This is a genomic window from Pseudomonas helleri, from assembly GCF_001043025.1.
Lineage (GTDB): Bacteria > Pseudomonadota > Gammaproteobacteria > Pseudomonadales > Pseudomonadaceae > Aquipseudomonas > Aquipseudomonas helleri.
In genome coordinates, this window is the sequence record NZ_JYLD01000007.1 from 144,953 (window position 1) to 163,299 (window position 18,347).

Annotated in this window: 12 protein-coding genes and 3 tRNA genes; 4 read left to right on the forward strand and 11 right to left on the reverse strand. The window is 56.0% G+C overall.

Features of this window, described 5'->3' with window-relative positions; all coding sequences use genetic code 11:
• Positions 1–600: 600 nt before the first annotated feature.
• The gene (locus TU84_RS13230) at positions 601–1,917 is read right to left on the reverse strand and encodes a PIN-like domain-containing protein (RefSeq protein WP_053225233.1); all 1,317 of its coding nucleotides are present in this window, start codon (positions 1,915–1,917) and stop codon (positions 601–603) included.
• A 614-nt stretch (positions 1,918–2,531) separates the two neighbouring features.
• Between TU84_RS13230 and TU84_RS13235 the strand changes: the two genes are divergently transcribed.
• Positions 2,532–4,433 carry a potassium transporter Kup gene (locus TU84_RS13235; RefSeq protein ID WP_048369602.1) on the forward strand — a complete coding sequence of 634 codons (1,902 nt, stop codon included), beginning with the start codon at positions 2,532–2,534 and terminating at the stop codon, positions 4,431–4,433.
• Between the two features lie 105 nt (positions 4,434–4,538).
• Here TU84_RS13235 and TU84_RS13240 read toward each other — a convergent pair whose 3' ends face one another.
• The 5 genes from TU84_RS13240 to TU84_RS13260 form a co-directional block, all read right to left on the reverse strand.
• Positions 4,539–5,819, reverse strand: coding sequence for a virulence factor family protein (locus TU84_RS13240; protein WP_048369610.1), 1,281 nt, complete (start codon positions 5,817–5,819; stop codon positions 4,539–4,541).
• Positions 5,819–8,461, reverse strand: a complete 2,643-nt coding sequence (gene mprF / locus TU84_RS13245; RefSeq protein WP_048369612.1) for a bifunctional lysylphosphatidylglycerol flippase/synthetase MprF — start codon at positions 8,459–8,461, stop codon at positions 5,819–5,821. The genes TU84_RS13240 and mprF overlap by 1 nt, the downstream gene beginning before the upstream one ends.
• A gap of 257 nt (positions 8,462–8,718) precedes the next feature.
• Positions 8,719–8,795 (reverse strand) — tRNA-Met (locus tag TU84_RS13250).
• Between the two features lie 161 nt (positions 8,796–8,956).
• A tRNA-Met gene (locus tag TU84_RS13255) sits at positions 8,957–9,033 on the reverse strand.
• A gap of 336 nt (positions 9,034–9,369) precedes the next feature.
• Positions 9,370–9,446 (reverse strand) — tRNA-Met (locus TU84_RS13260).
• Positions 9,447–9,725: 279 nt separating this feature from the next.
• Between TU84_RS13260 and dinB the strand changes: the two genes are divergently transcribed.
• A complete protein-coding gene (gene dinB / locus TU84_RS13265; protein WP_153391895.1) occupies positions 9,726–10,802 on the forward strand; it encodes a DNA polymerase IV in 1,077 nt (358 codons plus the stop codon).
• A 7-nt stretch (positions 10,803–10,809) separates the two neighbouring features.
• On the opposite strand, the gene TU84_RS13270 is transcribed toward dinB, so the two are convergent.
• The 4 genes from TU84_RS13270 to TU84_RS13285 all read right to left on the reverse strand — a co-directional run bounded on the left by TU84_RS13270 (position 10,810) and on the right by TU84_RS13285 (position 15,534).
• Positions 10,810–11,757 (reverse strand): hypothetical protein, encoded by a 948-nt coding sequence (locus tag TU84_RS13270; RefSeq protein ID WP_048369614.1) that lies wholly within the window; start codon positions 11,755–11,757, stop codon positions 10,810–10,812.
• Positions 11,758–11,774: 17 nt separating this feature from the next.
• Positions 11,775–13,490 (reverse strand): proline--tRNA ligase, encoded by a 1,716-nt coding sequence (locus TU84_RS13275; protein WP_048369616.1) that lies wholly within the window; start codon positions 13,488–13,490, stop codon positions 11,775–11,777.
• A 100-nt stretch (positions 13,491–13,590) separates the two neighbouring features.
• Entirely contained in the window at positions 13,591–15,138 is a 1,548-nt protein-coding gene (locus TU84_RS13280) for an AmpG family muropeptide MFS transporter (RefSeq protein WP_048369618.1), read from the reverse strand.
• 42 nt (positions 15,139–15,180) lie between these two features.
• Positions 15,181–15,534: an MGMT family protein gene (locus tag TU84_RS13285; protein ID WP_048369620.1), complete on the reverse strand. Its 354-nt coding sequence runs from the start codon at positions 15,532–15,534 to the stop codon at positions 15,181–15,183.
• Between the two features lie 152 nt (positions 15,535–15,686).
• Here TU84_RS13285 and TU84_RS13290 point away from each other — a divergent pair, with 152 nt between their 5' ends.
• Positions 15,687–16,700: a DUF481 domain-containing protein gene (locus TU84_RS13290; protein WP_048369621.1), complete on the forward strand. Its 1,014-nt coding sequence runs from the start codon at positions 15,687–15,689 to the stop codon at positions 16,698–16,700.
• Positions 16,701–16,802: 102 nt separating this feature from the next.
• On the opposite strand, the gene TU84_RS13295 is transcribed toward TU84_RS13290, so the two are convergent.
• Entirely contained in the window at positions 16,803–17,561 is a 759-nt protein-coding gene (locus TU84_RS13295; RefSeq protein WP_048369623.1) for an SDR family oxidoreductase, read from the reverse strand.
• 51 nt (positions 17,562–17,612) lie between these two features.
• On the opposite strand from TU84_RS13295, the gene TU84_RS13300 reads away from it, so the two are divergent.
• Complete coding sequence (locus tag TU84_RS13300; RefSeq protein ID WP_048369625.1) at positions 17,613–18,338, forward strand: HugZ family pyridoxamine 5'-phosphate oxidase; 726 nt, start codon at positions 17,613–17,615, stop codon at positions 18,336–18,338.
• Positions 18,339–18,347: the final 9 nt, after the last annotated feature.

Consider the following 18,347-nt stretch of genomic DNA (forward strand, 5'->3'; position numbering starts at 1 on the left):
CAAATTTATTTAATGCCATTCAAGTGCGCTCGTGCGGGCTCTGCTGGGGTGTGTGGTGGGTCATTTGCACCTGGTGCGGCAGATACTTGCCCGATTGGCCGGCAAGTGGCGGCGTTGGCCTGAAAAATCGTCGCGGAAAGAAAAATTCCAAAGAAAAAGCACTTATCCCCCTCCCGCCGACGGGCCTTGTGTCCTTTTTTTGTGCAAATTCGAATGTAGTGCAAACCATCCTGCAGCCCAGGCGGTCCGTGGGGCTCTGCAGCCGATCGCCATTTGCACAGAATGCAAAGTTTTGACAAAAAATGCAGCGCGCTTGCACAGCGGCACACGGCGCGGTCAGTGAAGCGGTTGCGGCCAAGTGCCCGGATTCATTGGGCGAAACATTTTAAAACCCAGTTTTCAGTGTGTTTTCAAAAACGCGCTCGGTCTTTTTGCGGTGGGTATTGGTGATGAGCGGGGGAAGGCCGAACTCCCTGTAGGCCTTGTACTGCGTGGCTTTACGCTATATCGCTCGGTTGCACGGGCTTTCACTTTCAAGTATGGCTGTTTGAAAGGATTTAACGTCAGAGACGCAAAGCTCAGAGATGAAGGTCTATGTGGTTAAGAGGGATCATCATCATCAATCGTGCTCTTGTGGATATGAGCTTGATTGATATCCTTGAGGCTATTCATCATTTGATAGTGGTAAAAAATATTTGCGATTCTGTCTGCGTTCGTATCCTGTAGGTGATTATTAGTTGTATTTTCTAAGTCTTTTTTAAAGATCGCGAGTGTTTGAGCTGCTTTTTCTAACTTCTCGTTCTCCGAAAAGATACTGAGTTTTTTATATTCCTCATCAAGATTGTAATTCATGTTGGGGTATAAATGTCTGGAAAGGTTGTACTTTTCGGCTTCTAGTAGTGCATTTCTATACTTTTCCATGATGAGCGAAGTGCTATCGGTTGCCAAAGTATCATAGTTCATTAATCTTTGGGTCTGATTTTTGATGGCGTCCTTTATAGAGCTGTCATGTAATTTTACGTTGAGTGCTTTTTGCGCATTGTTTAGAAAGTCAGATGTAGAATACATGTGAAAAAATTCTACCGCAGAATCATTGTAAATCTCACTTCTAAGTGCTTCTAGAGGGCCTATGATTTTTGATCCAGAGGATTTCATAATCTCCCACCAGTCTTCCTTCGTGTCATCGGTTATGAAGAAAACATTTTTTATTAGGGGGGTACTGGCGTGTTCAGTAATTTGTCTCCAGATTATCAGGTCGCCAAATTTGCGCTCATAAGTTAAGTTGTTGTGGTAAAACATAGGCTTTGAACCAGTTGCACTGTCCTTTCCCGTGTCCTTGAAGCCAGGTGGTATTCGTTTTTCATATCTATTTTTTCCTTCTAGATAGAGTTCATCCAGCCATTTTTGATCTTTAGGGGGAGGGCCAACTCGACCTTCAGTGATGCTATATATTTTTTGTAATACTTCATCGTGGGAGCGAACATCGGGCTGTTTTTTGTCCCAAGGGTCGACCTTTTTTTTAAATTCATTAATTGCGGACTCTATCGAGAGAATAAGCTGCTGGGATAGTTCTTGTATTTTGGGGAACTTTTTTTGTAACTGGTGCCCAGATAACTCTGTCTTAAGGTTGCTCAGGAGTTGTTCAGGTTTGCTTTTGAGATCTTGAAAAATTTTCTTCTCGCGACTAATAATATTCAATCGCTGATTATGAAATTCTAGTCCCTCATGAAACGGTATCCAAACCTTGTCTTCAATTTTTTGAACTGCAGCAAAAAAATCCTTTCTAGTCTGCTGCTCAAATCCATACAAATTCAGAAGTACATTTGTATCGAAAACGAATATGGTTTCGTCACTTTTCCATGCTGTTTGAATCGCGTCATCTGATGGCGGCGTAAAGCTCTTAAACAGGCTTTTCAATTAATACCCCTATGCATACTGAGCAAATGGGTAACGCTACTCCTCAAAGGCAGGTGTTGTCTAGATGGGCTCTAATTCGATACCCAATGCTTTGCTTGCGTTCTATGGCTTACCAAGACATCCAGCTGGCGAGGCAGACGGACCCTACACGATTTGTTTGCTGGATACCTACATGGTGAGTGCTTTCTAGCCCAGAAATGCTGCGGCTTGATGGATATTTCATTGCGTATAGGTTTGATATCTTAGGCGCAACCCAAGGAAACAAAGCCAACCTTAGGGTTGGCTGGCGTGGTAACGGTGGACATGGCGAACCTCGGTATGTAGTGACGTTACATGCCCGTAAAGGCTGCACGACGAACGGGCGCTTGGAGTTTGCGCGCCTCTGATCAAAAAAAGTGCGCAATTTTAGCTATGGTGAACGCACTTGACCAGCGTTATACGGGGATTTACGACGAGTGCTGCGCTATGCTGCGCGCCGTTGCGAAACCCGCTTTTTAACGAAGCTGATTTCGTAGGTAAAAGTCGTGGCTAACAGTCAGGAAATCAGAGCATGCTGCACACCAAATGCGGCGCTCGCCATTAAGAAACACGGTCCAAAGTCGTAGGAGTGGTTAATGGGGCATGTCAGTAGTCCGGCAACAGAAGACGGTCACTCAAAGGCAAAACCTATCGGAATGCTGGTTGCCGCGGTTGGCGTGGTATATGGCGATATCGGTACCAGCCCGCTGTACACCCTTAAAGAGGTGTTTACCGGCGGGTATGGCGTACAGGTTAACCACGATGGTGTCTTCGGCATTTTGGCGTTGATCCTGTGGTCGCTGATCTGGGTGGTCTCGATCAAGTACGTGCTGTTTATCCTGCGCGCCGACAACGAAGGCGAGGGCGGGATCATGGCCCTTACTGCGCTGGCGCGCCGCGCGGCCTCGCCTTATCCCAAGTTGCGCACGGTGCTGGTAATTCTGGGGTTGATTGGCGCTTCGCTGTTCTATGGCGACAGCATGATTACCCCGGCCATTTCCGTGTTGTCGGCGGTTGAAGGTCTGGAGCTGGCGTTTGCCGGGTTGGATCGCTGGGTCGTGCCGCTGGCGCTGATTGTGCTGATCGCGCTGTTTTTGATTCAGCGTCGCGGCACGGCCACACTCGGCAAGCTGTTCGGGCCGATCATGGTGCTGTGGTTTGTGGTGCTCGGTGGCCTGGGGATTCATGGCATCGCTCAGCACCCGGAGGTGCTTAACGCGCTGAACCCGGTGTGGGGCGTGCGTTTCTTTGTCTCGCACCCGGGCATGGGGGTGGCGATTCTGGGCGCGGTGGTGCTGGCGTTGACCGGTGCTGAAGCGCTGTACGCCGACATGGGCCACTTTGGGCGCAAGCCGATTGCCCGCGCCTGGTTCATTCTGGTGCTGCCTGCGCTGGTGCTCAATTACTTCGGCCAAGGGGCTTTGCTTCTGGAAAACCCGGAAGCGGCGCGTAACCCGTTCTACCTGCTGGCACCAAGCTGGGCGTTGATCCCTCTGGTGGGGCTGGCCACGCTGGCCACCGTTATTGCCTCTCAGGCAGTGATTTCCGGGGCCTTCTCGTTGACCCGCCAGGCCATTCAACTGGGCTACATCCCGCGCATGCACATTCAGCACACGTCCAGTGCCGAGCAGGGGCAGATCTATATCGGCGCGGTGAACTGGTCGTTGATGGTCGGGGTTATTTTGCTGGTGTTGGGCTTTGAGTCGTCGGGCGCCCTGGCGTCGGCCTACGGTGTGGCCGTGACCGGGACCATGTTGATCACCAGTATTCTGGTGTCGGCGGTCATGCTCATGCTGTGGAAGTGGCCACCTGTGTTGGCGGTGCCGGTGTTGGTCGGCTTTCTGCTGGTTGACGGCCTGTTCTTCGCCGCCAACGTACCGAAAATCGTCCAGGGCGGTGCCTTCCCGGTTTTGGCGGGGATCGTGCTGTTTATCCTGATGACCACCTGGCGGCGTGGCAAACAATTGCTGGTGGATCGTCTGGATGAAAGCGCGTTGCCGCTGCCGCTGTTTATCAGCAGCATCCGTGTTCAGCCGCCGCATCGGGTGCAAGGTACAGCGGTGTTCCTGACCGCCCGGCCGGACGCAGTGCCGCACGCGCTATTACATAATCTGCTGCACAACCAGGTGCTGCATGAGCAAGTGGTTTTGCTCACCGTGGTCAACGAAGACACGCCGCGCGTGCCTGCGCAGCGGCGGTTTGAAGTGGATGCTTACGGTGAGGGGTTCTTCCGGGTCATCTTGCACTTTGGCTTTATGGATGAAACGGACGTGCCCGAGGCGCTCAAACTGTGCCATCTCGACGAGCTGGACTTCAGCCCGATGCGCACGACCTACTTCCTGAGCCGCGAGACGGTCATTGCTTCCAAGCTGGTGGGTATGGCGCGTTGGCGGGAAGGGTTGTTTGCCTTCATGTTGAAGAACGCCAACAGCAACTTGCGCTTCTTTAACCTGCCGGTAAACCGGGTGATCGAACTGGGAACCCAGGTCGAGATGTAAGCCGTCCTGTAGCGACGTTAAAACTCTGTAGGAGCGAGCGTGTCTCGCGATCTTTTAAGATCAAAAGATCGCGAGGCAAGCTCGCTCCTACAGGGGTTGCGTGTGTTACGGGGCAGTAGCCTGATGCTTTTTGATCATGTCTACCAGGCGTTGAGCCAGGGCCGGGTAGTTTTCGTCGAAGTGGTGACCGCCTGGCAGCTTGACGCTTTCGCCTACAGTCGTTTTGGCCGTGCAGCCGCTTTCGTCTGTCTCTTCGGCGCCATAGATGCACACCACTTTGTTGGCTGGCAGCTTGGACATCTCTTCGCCGGTATCGGCTTCAGCGCCTGCTTTGCCGAGCCAGCCATCAACGTGAATCTCAAAGCTGCCACTGCGGGCGAAGGCCAACAGGATAATCGCGTCTACGCGTTTCTGTTCGGCTTCAGGCAGGCGATTGAACGTGGCCGGCAGAACGTCTGCACCAAATGAGTAGCCGACCAGAACAAAGCGCTGGGTGCCCCACTTTTGACGGTAGTGCTGCATCAATTCAGTCAGGTCGGTAGCGCTTTGTTCCGGAGTCTTGTGCTGCCAGTAGTAACGCAGCATGTCGATACCGACCACCGGATAACCGATCTTGGCCATCTCGCCGGCCACGTCACGGTCCAGGTCGCGCCAGCCGCCATCACCCGACAGGAACAGCGTCACTGTGCTGTTTTGCTGGCCTGCAGGCACTTCAACCACAGGCATGTTCAGCCCGCCGTTGTTGTCGCCAACCAGAATCTTGCGCAGTTCGTTGCTCAATACCTGAGGGAAGTGAATGTCATAGTCGCTGATGCTGGTCTGAGCGTTCGGCTGATCACGTACGAAAGCAGCGCTAGGGTCGTCAGGGTTGTCGTTCCAGGCCACCAGCCAGTTACCGTGTGCAGCAGATTTAGGCACGGGCAGCGTGCAGCCAGGTTGCTCAAGCGCAAAACCTACCGACACGGCTTGCGCCTTGTCGTTGGTTTGCTCGGCCAGCCAGCGCCAGGCCAGGGTTGCGCCAGGGCCGATGCCGCTAACCAGCGTAGGTGGGCCTTTCAACTGTTGCAGTGCCGTTTGCAGGGCTTGCTGCTGCAGGGTGCAGTCTTCCTTGGGCAGAATGACCTGTACCAATTGCGCTTTGCCGCCACGGCTCAGCGCCGAAAGTTGAGCGTCGGTCAGGGCTTCTTCGGCCGGTGTTGCAATCACCACTTGGGCCCGCGCGGTCTGGCCAGGTGTCACTTTGGTCAGGGTCGAGCCATCGGCTTGGCTCAGGTGCTCAACCGTCGGCTCGGGGGCCGGGCGATTCCAGAACCAATAGCCGCCGGCTGCCAGCGCAGCCAGTATCACCAGAATTAACAGCAAAAAACGCCAGGAACGATGTTTCATTAACGTTTCACCAATCCAGTCAAGCCGCCTGCAATCAGGGCGGCGGTATCAGCCAGCGCTACCAGCGGGTCAAGTCCGGCAGGCACGGCCATATAACGAGGTTCCCAGTCGGGCTGGAATTTGTCTTTAAAGCGACGCAAACCCTGGAAGTTGTACAGGTGCTCACCGCGCTGGAACAACATTGACCCTAGACGCTGAGTCAATGGCGCGCCACGACGGGGTTGGAGGCCAGACAATGGGACCATTCCCAGGCTAAAACGTGCGTATCCATGCTTTTTATAATGCTGAATCAGGCCGACCATCATGTACTCCATGGTCAGTTTCGGCGCTTGCGGGTGGGCGCGCATCAAGTCGAGGCTCGACAGCTCATGGCTGTGAGTCTCAAGCAAGTTGGCAAAGGCCACGGGCTTGCCTTCAAAACGGATGATGGCAACGCGGAAGTGCTTGATGTAATCCTCACTGAAGCGTCCGAGCGAGAAGCCTTTTTCCCGGACATTCTTGCCGGTCAGCCATGCATCGGAAATAACCTTCAGCTCATCCATGGGCGCTTCGCCCGGTTCGTGGATCTCCAGCGACAGGCCGTCACGGCTGCCGCGGTTCCAGGTGTAGCGCAGGTCTTTCATCTCTTTGCCCTTGGCGTCGAGATCAAAGCGGTGCAGATCAACCCGGGCTTCTTCGCCCAATTTGATCGCGGTCAGGCCGATGTCCATATAGAACGGCAGGTTCTCGGCGCGCACTTGATAAAACACGGGGCGGGCGTGGAAGGTGTCGCACAAGTCACGGAACTGCCAGATCAGCTCGGCGCGCTGTTGCGCAGGGCCGATGGGGTCATACAGCGCAACCAGGCTGCGGCCGCGGCGAGCGTACATCAAGAACGCGCTGTCGTCCGGGTGGAAGAGCAAGGCTTTGTCGCCGGTCAGGGCCAGGCCGCCATCTGGCTGGTCTGAAGCCAGCAAGATCTTCTCGGCGCGCTCCAGTTCACTGGCATCCGGCAAGTGGATGGTAGGGCGCGCCGTGCGCAGCAACCAGGTCAGCGCCACGATCACCAGCAGCACCGCCGCGCCCATCAGCGAGCGCAGGCCGCGTGGGGCATCCGAGTCGAGAGTGAATTGCCACCAGAGCTGATGGCTGTAGGGCACATCCTGATAGGCAAACAGCAGCAGCCACACCGAAGCGCCGAGTACGCAGGCACTGGCCACCAGATACAACGGTGAAAACGGCAGCTCGGTCAGGCGGCTCGGGCGATAGAACGAGCGGCGGAACAGGCCCAGCAGGCTTGCGGTCAGGACCAGAATGCACGCCTCTTCCCAGTCGAAGCCTTTAAGCAGAGACAATACGGCGCCGACCAGCAGCAGGATCGTGGTCAGCATCCAGGCGGCCGACAGGCGCCGACGCAGGCCTTGGGCCAGCAGCAGGCAGAGCACGCCGATCAAGCTGGCGCCGAAGTGCGAGGCGTCAATCAGGCGGTGCGGGATCAGAAAGCCGATGTGTTCAAGACGGGTATCGATTTCCGGAGTAGCCCCGGAAAACAGCAGAACCACGCCCGACATGAACACCAATACCGCCAGAATCGGCGCGGCAAGGCCGGAGGCCACGCGCAAACTTTGGCGGGTCTGAATCAGGCGCTGGGCTTCATTGATCAGCAGCATCAGGCAGGCAAGCAGCAGCGGCAAGATCACGTAGATCAAGCGATACAGCAGCAGCGCGGCGGCCAAAGGTGCAGCGCCGAGTTTGTCGGCAAAGGCAGCCAGCAAAATCGCTTCAAAAACTCCGACACCGCCCGGTACGTGGCTGAGTACACCGGCGGCCAGCGCCAGCAAGTAAACCAGCATGAAGGCGCCAAACGGCGGCGCTTCGGGAAGCAGCAAATACAGCACCGTGGCTGCTGCGGCGACGTCCAGCGCGGTAATCACCAATTGCAGCAGGGTCAGCCGTGCGCTTGGCAGGCGCAGGGTGCGGCGTCCAGCTTTGACCAGCAGGTTGTCCGGGATGGGTTGTTCAGGCAGGCGACGGCGATAAATGCCTAGTGCCAGCAAGCCAAACAGCAACAGCACGGCGACTGAGATGGCCGCCAGAATGTAAACCGGAATATGCAGGGCGGCGGAGGCGGCAGGCAGGTTGCTGAGGGTTGCCAGCGCAGCGAGCGGCGGCAAGGCGCAGCCCAAAGACAAGCTGGCAAACAGCGTCATGTGCGCGACTTCAGAGGCCCCTACGCCATGGCGTGCGTACAAACGATAGCGCACAGAGCCGCCGGACAAGAGCGACAGGCCTATGGCGTTACCAATGGCAAAGGCGGTAAATCCGCCCAGTGCCAGGGTTCTGGGCGGCAGTTTGACGCCGGCATAGCGACTGGCAGACCACTCGTACCCGAGCAAAATCACAAAACCTACAGCTGTTGCAGCCACGGCACCGAGCAGGGCGGGCCTGGGGACGTCCATGATGGAGTCGTGCAAGGCGTACAGGTCGAGTTCGCTGAGCAGATGGCGGCAGGCAATCAGGGCTATGGCGAACAGAAGCAGGGTGAGCGCGAGTCCAATGGGTTGGCGGTACTTGCTCAGCAGGTCCAGTAAATGCAGGCGTTTGGCTGCAATCGGGTGGGCTGCTGAAGCGGGTTCTTTAAGTTCTGGCGAGTTATCGGGCATCAATCACCTCGTGAATCGTGCGCGATAGGATGGAGGCATAGACTCAAGTTACCAATCCTTTTGGTCAAAATATTTCAAAATACTTTCAACTGTTTGCTTGATGTTCAGGTTTGGCATGTGAAAAAAAGGTAATTGCTACCGCTCAGCATAGACGAGCCAATCTTCAGATAGATGACAGAACCTTTAATCGCAGGAGAGAAATACTTTTTGATCACGCACAAAAAAGGCCACTCTTTCGAGTAGCCTTTTTCGATGTTTGGTTGCGGGAGCCGGATTTGAACCGACGACCTTCGGGTTATGAGCCCGACGAGCTACCAGACTGCTCCATCCCGCGTCTGTGTGGGCGCATTCTACAGAGGCGCGCTGAGTTGTCAACCTTAAATCACCTAAGCGATTGAATTATCCGGTTTTAATGCCTTTCTCCCGGCTACGGGAGGAGGGTGGAAAACACTCAGGCACAAAAAAGGCCACTCTTTCGAGCAGCCTTTTAATGTTTGGTTGCGGGAGCCGGATTTGAACCGACGACCTTCGGGTTATGAGCCCGACGAGCTACCAGACTGCTCCATCCCGCGTCTGTGGTGCGCACTTTACAGTGATGAGCGAGTGAGTCAACCTTTAATGCATAAATGGGCCAAATAAGTTGTTAGCGGCAAGCGGCAAGCGGCAAGCGGCAAGCATAAGAGCAGGTTGCGGATGTTGCGAGCACGGTTTGTACTTGGCTTGCAGCTTGCAGCTTGCAGCTTGCAGCTTGCAGCTTGCAGCTTGCAGCTTGCAGCTTGCAGCTTGCAGCTTGCAGCTTGCAGCTTGCAGCTTGCAGCTTGCAGCTTGCAGCTTGCAGCTTGGGCCAAAGGCCTGAAAACCAACGCGCACAAAAAAGGCCACTCTTTCGAGTAGCCTTTTTCGATGTTTGGTTGCGGGAGCCGGATTTGAACCGACGACCTTCGGGTTATGAGCCCGACGAGCTACCAGACTGCTCCATCCCGCGTCTGTGGGGCGGATTCTACAGCGATACACGGGGCTGTCAAACGTTAATTTCAAAAAAAGTCTTCTGCTTCAATTGGTTAGGCATTAAACGGCGCTGTTTAATCGGCTACAGCCCCTGTAGGGCAAGGGGTGTGGCGCAATTAGATCCTTTTCACTCCGGTCACAAAAACAAAGGCAAGGTTGAGAGCGCTGCATTTGTCGGCTTACCGAACACTACTGGTGCTATATACAGTTCTCGGTGACATACTGGCGTTCTGTTTTACCTACATCCTGAAGAACCATGCCTGACATAACGCAGCGCAAAATCATCCACGTCGACTGTGACTGTTTCTATGCCGCTATTGAGATGCGCGATAACCCGAGCCTGGCGAACAAGCCCATGGCGGTCGGCGGCTCGGCTGACCGGCGCGGTGTGATCTCGACGTGTAACTATGAAGCGCGTGCGTATGGCGTGCGTTCGGCGATGGCATCCCGGCATGCACTCAAGCTGTGCCCGGAGCTGATCATCGTGAATGGCCGGATGGATGCTTATAAAGAAGCGTCAAAAGAAATCCACGGCATTTTGCGCGATTACACCGAACTCATAGAGCCGCTGTCGTTGGATGAGGCGTATCTGGATGTCTCTGACAGCCCGCATTTTGGTGGCAGCGCCACACGTATTGCTCAGGACATTCGGCGTCGGGTGTCGAATCAGTTGCACATCACCGTTTCGGCGGGAGTAGCGCCGAACAAGTTTCTGGCGAAAATCGCCAGTGACTGGAAAAAGCCCAACGGTTTGTTTGTGATCACTCCGGATCAGGTCGAAGACTTTGTCTCGGCGCTGCCGGTCAACAAACTGCACGGTGTCGGCAAGGTGACAGCGGACAAGTTAGGGCGCCTGGGTATTGAGACCTGTCAGGACCTGCGTGACTGGAACAAGTTGGCGCTGGTGCGTGAATTTGGCAGTTTTGGCGAGCGTTTGTGGGGGCTGGCGCGCGGGATTGATGAGCGCTTGGTGCAAAGCGATAGCCGACGCCAGTCTGTCAGTGTTGAAAACACCTACGACACGGATTTACCGGACCTGGCTGCGTGCCTGGACAAACTGCCCGAACTTCTCGATACCTTGAACGGGCGTATCGCCAGAATCGACAGCAGCTATCGCCCCGGCAAGCCTTTCGTCAAAGTCAAATTCCACGACTTTACCCAAACCACCCTGGAGCAGTCCGGAGCGGGGCGCGATCTTGAGAGTTATCAGGGGTTAATGAGTCAGGCGTTTGCACGCGGTGCCAAGCCCGTCCGATTGTTGGGGCTTGGCGTGCGTTTACATGATTTGAGTACCGGGCATGAGCAACTGGAGTTGTTTGCCAGGCACCCGTAGAGGCGCTTTAGCTAACCCCGGGGTCCGCCACCAGTCGACCGGCGTTCTTGGTCAGCGACTGCAAAAACTCACGCTGCAACTCAGGGTCGTTGCGCGTCAGTTCAATCAGGCTTTGCTCCAGTTCACTGGCTTCTTCTTCAAGACCCAGTTCTGACAAGCGCTTGACCCGATGTACCCATTGGTTGACGTCGTCACCCTCAAGGTCGTCGTAGATCAAGTTGTGCGCTTCGAGCAATTTGCCACGCAAATTACTGCTGATCGACAGGGTTGAGTCGGAATGCGCTTCGTCCTGAGCATCTTCGACCGTGATGGTCAATTTACTCACGCGATTCAAGTCTTGCTCGGCAAACGGGCTGTCGAGCAAATTGAGGCGCAGCACACCGTTACGGTCCGTGGTCATTTCATGGCTTTGCTTGCCAGCACTGACGATGACCGGGCGTTCTGCCCACGGCAAGCTTGAGTACTCCATGCGCTTGTCGCGCTGGATCTCTTCGATGCCGGCCAGGTTCTGCTCGGCGCGGCCGTGAGATTGCACGTTCATCGCCGGGTTGAGGCCGTCGACGCCGTAAGTGATCCAGTCTTTGGTCACGCTGTCAGGCAATTGCCCGAACATGAACACGTTCAGCACATTCGCACCCACACCGGCCACAACCGCTACCGCGCCCAGCGGCATCTCATAGACTTTGCGCCAGGGTTGGTAGGGGGTGTAACGGTCGTAATGACGGGTGACATCGAACTCAGTGACCTCAAAGGTCTTTTGTTCATTGATGCGCACACGGCGTTGCGGCAACTCCATGGCAGCCGGCGAACCGACGTCTATGTGCAGGGTGTGGGCGAGCAGTTTGCGCTCAATGCGCTCTTCATGCTCGCTGCGTTGTGACATGTGATTGGCGCAGCCGCTCAACAACAGGGCGCCGCATATGGCGGCGCCCGTCAAGGTACTTCGATTGAACATGACGTCTCTATGTGGGTTCAGCGACGGATACGTGCCTGAAGGAAAGCCAGGGCGTCAGCAACGGGCAGGGCTTGTGGCTCTGCTTCGGTGCGGCTCTTGTATTCCAGGTTGCCTTCGGCCAGGCCACGGTCACTGACGACGATCCGGTGTGGAATACCGATCAGTTCCATGTCTGCGAACTTGATGCCCGGGCTGGTCTTTTTGTCACGGTCATCCAGCAGTACTTCAAAGCCTGCGGCGGTCAACTGTGCATACAGCGCGTCGGTGGCTTCACGCACGGCGTCGGTTTCGTAGCGCAGCGGTACAAGGGCGATCTGGAACGGTGCCAGGGCATCGCTCCAGATAATGCCGCGCTCGTCGTTGTTCTGCTCGATGGCAGCCGCCACCACTCGAGAAACGCCAATGCCGTAGCAACCCATGGTCAGGGTCACAGGCTTGCCGTTTTCGCCCAGTACCTGGCACTTCATCGCTTCGCTGTACTTGGTGCCCAGTTGGAAGATGTGGCCCACTTCGATGCCGCGTTTGATTTCCAGCGTGCCTTTACCGTCCGGGCTTGGGTCGCCAGCGACCACGTTGCGCAGGTCGGCAACGGTAGGTACAGGCAAATCACGCTCCCAGTTCACGCCGAAGTAGTGCTTGTCGTCGATGTTGGCGCCGACCGCAAAGTCGCTCATCAGCTCGACCGAGCGGTCGATGATGCAAGGCAGTGGCAGGTTCAGCGGGCCCAGGGAGCCTGCGCCGGCGCCGATGGCGTCACGCAGTTCAGCGTCCGACGCCATGGTCAGTGGGCTGGCCACCAACGGATGGTTGCCCGCCTTGATTTCGTTGAGGTCGTGGTCGCCACGGATCACCAGAGCGATCAGCTTGCCTTCTTCGGCGGCGTGAACGATCAGGGTCTTGACGGTTTTTTCGATTGGCAGGTTGTGGCCTTCTACCAATTGAACAATGGTCTTGGCGTCAGGCGTATCGACCAGGCGCAGCTCTTCAGACGCTGGCGCACGGGAGGTTTCGGCAGGAACAGCTTCGGCCTTTTCGATGTTGGCTGCGTATTCGGAGCCATTGCTGAACACGATATCGTCTTCGCCGGACTCGGCCAGTACGTGGAATTCGTGGGAACCCGCGCCACCGATGGAGCCGTTGTCCGCTTCTACCGGGCGGAACTTCAGCCCCAGGCGAGTGAACACGTTGCAGTAAGCCTGGTGCATGCGGTCATAAGTGACCTGCAGCGATGCCTGGTCAGCGTGGAACGAATAGGCGTCCTTCATGATGAACTCGCGGCCACGCATCAAGCCGAAGCGCGGGCGGATTTCGTCACGGAACTTGGTCTGGATCTGGTACAGGTTGATCGGCAACTGTTTGTAGCTGTTCAGCTCGTTGCGGCACAGATCGGTGATGACTTCTTCGTGGGTCGGGCCCACGCAGAACTCGCGGCCGTGGCGATCTTTAAGGCGCAGCAGCTCCGGACCGTACTCTTCCCAGCGACCGGACTCTTGCCACAGTTCAGCCGGTTGAATGCTCGGCATCAGCACTTCCAGAGCGCCAGCAGCGTTCATTTCTTCGCGAACAATGACTTCGGCCTTGCGCATGATCCGCAAGCCCATGGGCAGCCAGGTGTACAGGCCCGAGGCCAGTTTGCGAATCATGCCGGCGCGCAGCATCAGCTGGTGGCTGATAACGACCGCGTCCGAAGGCGTTTCTTTCTGTGTGGCGAGCAAATATTGACTGGTGCGCATGGGTAGTCGTTGCCGTTGCTGATGACTAAATTTGACTGACCATTGTACGGGCGAGATTTGATTGCGTACAGACCGGGGGAGGGAGGCAGGCTCCCTCCGCTCAATCGGCGCGTTTGTCGAGGTCTGCCGTGGGGTTGAGGCGGGCTTTACGGGTTTCCTGGTACCAGTGCAGGCTGATCAGCAGCAGGGTCGGGATACCCATGATGGCGGTGATGATAAAGAAGTTGTGATAACCGAACTTCTCGACCATGACCCCGGAGTAGCCGCCCATCAACCGCGGGAGCAGCAGCATGATCGAGCTGAGCAACGCGTATTGGGTGGCAGAGAACTTGAGGTTGGTCAGGCTCGACAGGTAGGCAACAAACGCAGAAGTGGCGAGGCCGGAGCTGAAGTTGTCGAGTGAAATCGTGACAATCAGCATCTGCAGGTTCGGGCCCATGTCGGCCAGCAGCATAAACAGCAGGTTGGTCGCGGCGGATGCCGCCCCGCCAATCAACAGGATCGGCAAAATGCCGAAACGTACGATCAGCAACCCGCCCATGCCTGCACCGAACAGGGTCATGAACAGGCCGAAAATCTTGCTGACACCGGCGATCTGGTCCTTGGTAAAGCCCTGATCGATATAAAACACGTTGGCCATCACGCCCATGACCGTGTCAGACATGCGATAGGTGGCAATCAGCCCCAACAGCAAAAGCGCCTGCCAGCGATACCGCACAATAAAGTCGTTGACCGGCGTCAGCACGGGGGCGAGCCCGCGTCGCCCCATGGTGGACAGGCACAACCCGGTCAGCAGGATATAAAGGATGGCGCGCAAAAAGGCGCGGTCTTCCATCAGCAGCGTCATCGGGCTCATGCCCTCAAACAGCACGCCCGCAAAATTGGTGTTGTACAGCTGGGTGAACATCGCCGGCACCGACACCAGCAGCACAATCAGCACGAACACCGAGGCCAGTTGATGGACGAAGCTATAGCGGCCTACTGAAAGCTGAGTACGCAGGGTGACCGGCGGTTCGCGCATGAAAAAGGTGGTCAGCAACGCGGGGATCATCAGCACGCCGAACAGCACATAGGTGCCGGTCCAGGCCGAATGCTTATAGTTGAAGCCGGTCGAGCCGAAACCCTCAGCAAAAAACAACGCCCCGGCCGTGGCCAGCAGGGCGGCTACGCGGTAACCGGACATGTAACTGGCGGCGAGGGCAGCCTGGCGGCTGTCGTCGGCAATTTCCAGGCGGTAAGCGTCGATCGCGATGTCTTGGGTGGCGGAGGCAAATGACACGATAACGGCAATCGCAATCAGCCATGACAGGTGCTTTTGCGGGTCGCAAAAGCCCATGCCGATCAGGCCCAAAATCACCAAAGTCTGCGACAGCACCAGCCACGAGCGGCGTCTGCCCAGCTTGCCGAGCAATGGCAGGCGCCATTGGTCGAGCAACGGAGACCATACCCATTTAAAGGCATAAGCCAGGCCGATCAGGCTGGCATAACCGATGGTTTCGCGGGCCACACCTGCTTCGCGCAACCACACAGACAGCGTTGAAAACACCAGCATGTACGGCAAACCGGCGGCGAAACCGAGCAACAACAGCACAAGGGTTGAGGGGCTGGAATAGGCAGCTAGCGCTTCGCGCCAGGTTTTACGGGGCATGGACTCGAGTCTGCCTCTGATTGCGGAAACAAAGGGCGCACTCTAACCGCAGTGCTCTATCGGGCGCCAGCCATGGCGTCGTATATCCACACGATTATTAACAATGCTTAATCCTTCGCCGCGCAGACGCGCTCGCTGTTCATCACCGCTAGGGCTGCCCGCTGGCAAACTGATCCTGCCGCCTGCGGCCAAAACCCGATGCCAGGGCAGGCGGGTATCTTCGGGGAGCTGGCTCAGCGTGCGGCCGACCCAGCGAGCGGCCCGACCCAGGCCTGCCAGCTCGGCGAGCTGACCGTAGGTGACGACTTTGCCATCGGGCACTTGCATCAAGGTCGAGTACAGGGCCGTTCGTCGAAGCTCGGCAGGCGATGGCGATGCACTGTCGGGTGAGTTCATGGGGGCGAAAACCGTGGGTTTAAAATAAGACGTTTCCGTCGCGGGCTATGGCAAAGGAACTACATGAAAAACACCGGGTCTTTCTTTGCCTGGGGTGTGTCCTTCTGGATAATGCCGTCATTCTTTCGTAAAACCGAGTTTCGCATCTGCTTATGTTGTCCAGAACCTTGTTATGCCTTGCTGTCTTGAATGTGTCCACGCCTTTGCTCGCCGATACGGTCTGGTTAAAGAACGGCGACCGTCTGTCCGGCAAGATAAAAGTGTTTGATGGGGGCAAATTGCTGATTCAGACCGATTATGCAGGCGCTATTCCGATTGACTGGAAGCAAGTCAAAACCCTGGAAAGCGATCAGGAGCTGCTGGTCAAACAAGATGCCTACGTAGGCGAAAAAGCCAAATCACTCAAAGCTGCCGAAGACGGCAAGGTCATCCTGGCCAATGGCGAGGCGCCTAAAACTGTTGAGCTGGCGAGCATTCAGCAAATCGTAAAGCCCAAACCGCTGATCGAAGACTTTGTCTGGAAGGGTAATGTCGACGTCGCGCTTGACTACAAACGCGCCGACAAAGACACCGACGACTACGACATCGACCTCAAAACCTCGGCGCGTCACGGCGCTTGGCGTCACAACGCCGAAGCTTCCTACAACCGTGAGGCCCAGAACGATGTGGTTACCACGAACAACTGGAATGCTGAATACGCGCTTGACCACTTTATTGATGAGCACTGGTACTGGCAGGGCCGCTTGAACTACACCCGCGACAGAATCGAAGACATTTCCCGTCAGCGCACCGTAGGTACTGGTCCTGGTTATCAGTTCTGGGATGACGAGCTGGGCGCGTTTTCCTTGGGCTCACTGCTGAACCGTACCGACTATGAATACTCGGATGGCGGTAAAAGCAACTTCTACTCGCTGGCCATGAAGTGGGATTACAACCGTTACCTGGTAGGTAAAACGGTATCGATCTTTACCAACGGTGAACTGGGCAAGCCGCTGGGCGGGGATTCAGACTACAGCCTCGATGCCGAAATTGGCTTGCGCTACAAAGTCACTGAATGGGCATCGCTCAACCTCAAAGCTGAAAAAGACCTGATCGGCAGTAGCAGCGGCAAAGACAACGCACTCAACAAAACCCGCTACACCGCAGGTTTCGGCGTGATGTGGTAACCACACCACCACCACCCTTTTGTAGGAGCGAGCTCGCCTCGCGATCTTTTGATCTTGAACGTCAAAAGATCGCAGCCTCGGCCGCTCCAGCTGGGCGGGGGGTTAAATCCTTAAACCGCCATCCAGCTCCAGGATTCGGCCGCTGTAATAGTCGTTTTCAAAGATATATGCCGCTGAATGGGCGATTTCTTCGACCTTGCCCATACGTTTCAACGGGATGCCCGCGGTCATTTTTTCCAGGGCTTCGGGCTTCATACCCAAGGTCATTTCAGTTTCGATAAACCCGGGAGCAATGCCCGCCACACGGATACCGTAACGCGCCAGCTCTTTGGCCCAGGTCACGGTCGCAGCTGCCACACCCGCCTTGGCGGCCGAATAGTTGGTTTGGCCAACGTTGCCAGCGCGTGAGATGGAAGAAATATTGATAATCGCGCCCTGGCTGTTGAGTTCGACCATCTTCGCCGCCACTTCACGGGTGCACAGGAAAACCCCGGTCAGGTTGACGTCGATAACAGCTTGCCACTGCGCCAGGCTCATTTTGCTGACTACGCCGTCCTTGACCTTTAACAGCAGGCCATCACGCAAGATCCCGGCGTTGTTCACCAGACCATTGATCGCGCCAAAGTCTTCAGCAATTTGCCCCACGGTTTGTGTAACCTGCTCTTCATCGGCGACGTTGCACAAATAAGCCCGCGCTTGAACCCCGTGAGCCTGGCAGGCCGCAACCGCGAGCTCGAGTTTTTCCGGGTTGAGGTCCACCAAAGCCAGCTTGGCGCCCTTGGCAGCCAGGTACTCGGCCATGGCGCGACCTAGCCCTTGGCAGCCGCCAGTGATAATGATTACTTTGTCTTTTAGTTGCATGAGTGCCCTGATCTCGACCGTTTCGACGGATTTTTATTAAGGAGTCATAAGTTGAGCGTTGAAGTAGCCAAGCATGCCCGAGAATTATTGCTCAAGGAATACCGTGGAGCGTTGGCCACGCTCTCCAAGGCAATGCCAGGGTTCCCCTTCGGATCGATGGTGCCTTATTGCCTGGATGAGCAAGGGCGGCCATTGATCCTGATCAGCCGGATCGCTCAGCACACCCACAACCTGCGCAAAGACCCCAAGTGCTCACTGATGGTGGGTGAGCGTGGCGCCGAAGACGTGCAGGCGGTAGGGCGTCTGACCTACCTGGCCGAAGCCGAGCAAATTACAGACCCCGCGGCTATTGAAGCCGCGGCTGAGCGTTACTACCGCTATTTCCCTGAATCGCAGAGCTATCACACCGCCCATGATTTCGACTTTTGGGTGCTAAACCCGGTTCGCCATCGTTATATCGGTGGTTTTGGTGCGATTCACTGGGTGGATCAACTCAACCTGGCCAACCCTTTTGCCGGCGCGGTCGAAGTGCGCATGGTCGAGCACATGAACGACGATCACGCCAACGCCATCGCTCATTACGTTGAGCTGGCCGGGCTGCCAAAGACTGAGCCTGCAGAAATGGTCGGCCTGGACAGCGAAGGCATGCATCTACGCATTGGCCAGAGTGTGTACTGGCTGGCCTTCCCAGAAGCTTGTAATACTTCGACACAAGTGCGCGAAGCGCTGGTTTTGCTGGCTCGCGCAAGTGAATGGCCTAAAAAAGAAACGGCATAACCTTGAATT

What these genes read in the sequence shown, in the direction of transcription:
- TU84_RS13235 (WP_048369602.1), top strand. Translation starts at nt 2,532, where the DNA reads ATGGGGCATGTCAGTAGTCCGGCAACAGAAGACGGTCACTCAAAGGCA.
- TU84_RS13240 (WP_048369610.1), bottom strand. Translation starts at nt 5,819, where the DNA reads ATGAAACATCGTTCCTGGCGTTTTTTGCTGTTAATTCTGGTGATACTG.
- mprF (WP_048369612.1), bottom strand. Translation starts at nt 8,461, where the DNA reads ATGCCCGATAACTCGCCAGAACTTAAAGAACCCGCTTCAGCAGCCCAC.
- dinB (WP_153391895.1), top strand. Translation starts at nt 9,726, where the DNA reads ATGCCTGACATAACGCAGCGCAAAATCATCCACGTCGACTGTGACTGT.
- TU84_RS13270 (WP_048369614.1), bottom strand. Translation starts at nt 11,757, where the DNA reads ATGTTCAATCGAAGTACCTTGACGGGCGCCGCCATATGCGGCGCCCTG.
- TU84_RS13275 (WP_048369616.1), bottom strand. Translation starts at nt 13,490, where the DNA reads ATGCGCACCAGTCAATATTTGCTCGCCACACAGAAAGAAACGCCTTCG.
- TU84_RS13280 (WP_048369618.1), bottom strand. Translation starts at nt 15,138, where the DNA reads ATGCCCCGTAAAACCTGGCGCGAAGCGCTAGCTGCCTATTCCAGCCCC.
- TU84_RS13285 (WP_048369620.1), bottom strand. Translation starts at nt 15,534, where the DNA reads ATGAACTCACCCGACAGTGCATCGCCATCGCCTGCCGAGCTTCGACGA.
- TU84_RS13290 (WP_048369621.1), top strand. Translation starts at nt 15,687, where the DNA reads ATGTTGTCCAGAACCTTGTTATGCCTTGCTGTCTTGAATGTGTCCACG.
- TU84_RS13295 (WP_048369623.1), bottom strand. Translation starts at nt 17,561, where the DNA reads ATGCAACTAAAAGACAAAGTAATCATTATCACTGGCGGCTGCCAAGGG.